Consider the following 5,423-nt stretch of genomic DNA (forward strand, 5'->3'; position numbering starts at 1 on the left):
ACCTACCAAGGTGCAACTGACCCAGGCGGAACGCCAATTTTCACATTAGTGCTGACTGATGATGGTGCTTACACGTTTACCTTGCTTGGACCTCTCAATCACGCCACGACACCGAGCAACCTCGATACACTAACAATACCATTTGATGTTGTTGCTGTTGATGGTGATGGTGATGATTCTAACCAATATGTATTGCCAATCGAGGTGCTAGACGATGCACCAGTAATGAGTGCGCCAACCGGTGAAACGGTTGTCGATGAAGACGATCTTACTGGTATTGGTTCAGATCAATCTGAAGATAGCATTATTAATGGGTTATTCACGGTTGATGAAGGCGCCGATGGTGTTGTGAAGTATGAACTGGTTGATGAAGATTTGGTTCTGACGGGCTTAACCTCCGATGGAGAAAGCTTAGAATGGTTACCTGTTTCTGTATCTGGCAGTACGTTTACTTACGTTGCTCAGACAGACACAGGTCAAGTGCCTGTTTTCGAGATTATATTTGATACGTCAAACAACAGCTATCAGTTTGAACTGTTTAAACCTCTCAAGCACCCTGATGGTGCCGATGAAAACAACATCGAACTTGATTTTTCAATCATTGCTGAAGATTTTGACCAAGACCAATCAAACGCAATCGATCTGAAAATCACAGTAACCGATGATGTTCCGTTAGTGACAACTCAGTCTATCACTCGTATTGAAGGTCAGAATTACAATGGTTCTAAAGTCGATATGTTTGCCAATGCGACGGATGTGGGGGCTGATGGCGCGGTACTGAGTCGAATTGAAGGTATCTCAAGTAACGGGGCTGATATTGTTTTTCAACGAGGTAACAATACTGGCTTTAGCGATGGCTTGAATGTTCAAAGTGGACGTCGAACTATCCGTGTTTATGAGCAGACCGATGATGGCAATGGTGGTACTCAGGAAAGGCAGCTGGGTATTTTGCGTATCAACTCAAATGGCGAAATAGAATTTAGAGCTACCAATTATCTCGATCATGATGGTGACTCCATCGACTTCTCGATCAATGTGATTGCGACAGACAGTGATTTAGATACGTCATCTACGCCTTTGAACATCACGATTACGGATGAAGAGTCTTCAGCAATCTCGCTGAAAGTGACTACGTTTGAGGATGCGGGTAGAGACTCTACAATCCCTTACGCAACGGGCGATGCCCCAAGCCTAGAGAATACCCAAGATAATCAAAGTGGGTTACCTGATGCTCCTGCACAAGTTGCGTTACAGGTTAACCTGAAGGACCAAGATAACAACGAGTCCATTGGCCAACTGACGATCCAGAGTGGCAATCACAGAGGGACGTTCTATTACTTTGATGGTGTGGACTATCACAAACTAGTGGCAGAACCAAACGGTGATATCTTGTTTGGTCCACCTCAAATGCAGCAGAGCTTTGCTCCAAGTACGAATCAACCATTAGACACCATCGCGACAATCGACAACTTGTTCTTTGTCCCAGACCAAAATTACGGTTCGAATAACAATGGTGTACGAATTAACTATGAACTCGAGATTGATAATAATGGTTCGCTAGACCACACCGTAAACTCAAACTTTAGAATTGAAATTGAAGCGGTTGCCGACATTGCGACTTGGGATGATGCGAATAGCACTTATCAATATCAAGTGAATGAAGATGAGGACAATGTGACGCTGCAGCTGAACGCAGAGTCTCAAGATAACAGCCGTACTGAAACCATTACCTATGAACTTGAAGCGATTCAGGGTGATGGGAAGTTTGAGCTGTTGGATCAAAATGGCAATCTGTTAACGCCCGTTAATGGTGTTTATATTATTGCAGCTGGCGATATCAATAGCACTGTCGTCAACCCAATCGATAACTTCTCTGGGCAAATTGAGTTCAAAGCAACGGCAATTACGGAAGAGACACGTAACCCATACGATGATTCAGCCAACGGCGGGTTAGACAAAACGACCGCTCGCTCTGTTGAGCAAAATATTATCATTGATGTGACTGCCGACGCGGATCCTGGTTCATTCAGTGTTAACAGGATTCGTATTAACGAAGACAATATTGATGACCCAGATTACCTAGGTCCTCTGGCGAACAAAGATGCCTTCACGTTGGATGAAGTGATCACCATGAATGGCTCGGTGGACACTGATGGCTCCGAAGAGCTGTTTGTTCGCATCAGTAATATAACCGAAGGTGCGGTGCTTTATTTCCTTGGAACTACGACCCCAGTTCCTACAATCACTATTAACGGTATTGATTATCAGGAAGTGGCGTATTCCGACTTAGCCAATGTAGAGATCGTTCCGACTAAACACAGTAATGTCGATTTTACTTTTGATGTAACCGGTGTGGTTAAAGACACCGCGAACCTCTCTAGTGGTGCTCAAGTTGATGAAGAAATCCTAGGGACTAAAACGGTTAACGTTGAAGTTAAAGGTGTCGCAGATATTCCTTACGGCGGTACTAGCGGAACGGCATGGACTGCAATACCTGATACCGATCCTAACCCTGCAAGTGGTGTGCAAACCACGATCCAAGAGAGCCAGAATGGAGACAGCTACGCCGAGCTTGATTTCACCGTGTTGTCGGGAGAGAGAAGACCTGATCCTGCAGCTGTAGATCAAACCCCATTACCTGACGACGGTTCAGAATCCATAACCGTTATCCTCTCGGGTATTCCTGATGGCGTTATTCTGGAAGACGGTGACGGTACCATTATTGACCTTAACTTTGTCGGTTACGAAACTGGTCCGGGTGGTAGCCCTGATCTGTCTAAACCTATCTACGAAGCGAACATCACTGACGCGGGTAAAACCTCAGGAATCCGCATCAGACCCGTCGATTCTTCAACCGAGAACATTCACATTCAGGGTAAAGTGATCGTGACTGAGAATGACGGTCATACGCTTACGTTTGACCAAGAAGTGCGAGTGCTAGTCGAACCTAGAATCGATACCTCGGCGACGTACAGCACAGTCACTAATGGCGATGAAGATACGGCGATCAGTATTGATTGGCACCCAGAGGGTACTGATTATATTGATGATGATGAGCATTTCACTTCTATTGTGATCAGTGCCATTCCGACAGATGTTGAAAGTGTTGTGGTTAATGGCGATGTAACTTGGGTTTACGATGCTTCAGCAGGCACTTTAACCATTACGCCGAAGAGTGGGCAGACGGCAGAAGAGTTTACTCAAATTGCACTGAACAACAATTTTATTCAGATCACACCTGAACAAGATTCGAGCACCGACTTTACGCTTAATACGGTTGTCATGATCGAAGAGCGAGATCATGAGTATGTTGATGCGACTGATCCTGGTCAGGGAATCGCTACCGCGACGATTACAGGTACGATTAAGGTTGTCGTAACGCCAGTCGTTGAACCGCAAGACGTGAGCAACAAGCTTATCGTCGATGATGTGCTGGGAACTGGAGTACTAGCAACCATAGTTGCTGATGCAAACACTGGCGTGCTTAAGTTCACAACCAACAGCGATAATACATCGGTTACGGATGAGTTCGTCATTCGATATCAAGAAACAGATGCTTCGTCCGCTATCGAAGAAGTGGATCAGTTAGTTATTCAATTAACAAATGTGGACGACTCGGCTCTATCAGATGCTGTACTCAATCAACTGCTCGTTATTGGCGCTGCTTATGAAGGCAATGGGCGCTGGGTTGTAACGAATGAAGACATATTTAGCATCAGTGCACCGAACGGCCTTGTTCTTCCTTCAGGAAACAGCGGGGCAGGAGGGTTCAATGATATCAAGATGGACATCTTTAGCACGGTGATAGACCGAGGTGATGGTGTTGAGGTTGAGTCATCTACGGCCGCTCGTAGGGACGGAGAAGTCACCCTGTCATTCCCTGAAGTGGTGGTTGGGAGCACCAAGGTCGCAGCCGATATTGATATTACGCCAAACAGTGTTGTTGATGCGGTTGAGGATACCCAGTTAGATCTGGGGACGGCATTGAATGGTTTAATTACGTTCTCGGGCGAAGACGACTCAACTGATCAAGTGACCATCATTATTGATGACAGTGTGACCATTAATCCAGGAGCGGCGAACGAAGTCACCTTCCCAATTAGTTTATCGGGAAGCAGCGACCTCGACTTTGTTAACGGGAAATATGTATTCCAGACTACCGTTGATCAAGGGGTCTCGACTGACTTCTCTGGACTACTACTTAACTTACCAGCCGACTACTCCGGCGACTTTAGGTTGCCGTTGACGATAGTAACTAAAGACGTATTGTCGGGTGATGAGAAAACTCTAGTGACCGAAGTAGTCATTAAAGTTGCGCCAGATGTTGAAGGTAATCCCGATATTGACGTGACTGTCGTTGGTTCGCTTGACGATTCGTTTAACCCTGTCGATACCGACGGTCAAGCAGGGCAAGATCCGGTGGGCTATGAAGATACCTATATCCAACTGGATTTCAGCTCGACCATTACTGATCAAGTAAGCGGAGATGAAGGTGGTGACGAAAAATTTACCTCTATCACACTGACTTTGAATGACACGAGTGTTGGGGCTTTTTATACCAGCGCAGGTGTATCACTTGGCACATCGGTGACCTTTAATGAAGCTGAAATTAATGCAGGCGCGTTGGATAACGTACTATTCCGACCTGCGTTAAATTACCCAACAGATAATGACGTAAATCAGGTGCAAGTGAATGTCAGCGGGACGATTACCGATACGGCTACTTACGATGATGCAGCTTCGCCAGCTGGCAGCGCGACCGATACCGATACTTTCTCTACCAATGTTAGCTTTGAAGTGGTTCCAGTCGTGGACGATGTGCTCGTAACAGGACCGGGTAGCGATCCTGATGTTATCGAGATTACGGGTACTGAAGACCAGCTCATTTCTTTGTCGGGCACAGGGCCTGTATCGATTGCACTGACTGACCTTGATGGATCAGAACAGTTTGTGTCGATTAAGTTTACAGATGTCCCTGATGGCTTCCAAATGCGTGCAGACGCAACCTCAGCATATACCGTCAAGAACAACGGTAATGGTGAGTGGAGTGTTCAGCTGCCTCAAGCATCAGGGTTGTCGTTCGATCTGAGTGAGATTTCGATTTTACCGCCTAAGGATTTCAGTGGTACGGCTGAATTTGGTGTTGCTGTATTTACGCAAGAGTCCTTATTAGGTGTGCCTACCGCAGCATCAAATCTGCCAAGCTTTAAGCTGCATGTGGTACCTGTGGGTGATGATGTTGATACTAACCCAATAGATTCTGTGACAGGTAACGAAGGACAAAACATTGATATCGAAATCAATGCGACGATTTTGGATAAAGAGCTATCGGCAACGGGCAGCGGCACTTATACCGAGAATGCGCCAGAGACACTTCGAGTAGAAGTTGCAGGCGTTCCTCAAGATGCCTCTATCTATTATCC

1 pseudogene is annotated in these 5,423 nt (G+C 45.9%); it reads left to right on the forward strand.

What is annotated here, in order from left to right:
- Positions 1-5,423 (forward strand): annotated as a pseudogene (locus tag AB4484_RS26315) (hypothetical protein); the annotation flags it as partial.

The sequence above is a fragment of the Vibrio sp. 10N.261.46.A3 genome (genome assembly GCF_041472995.1).
Classification (GTDB): Bacteria; Pseudomonadota; Gammaproteobacteria; order Enterobacterales; family Vibrionaceae; genus Vibrio; species Vibrio coralliirubri.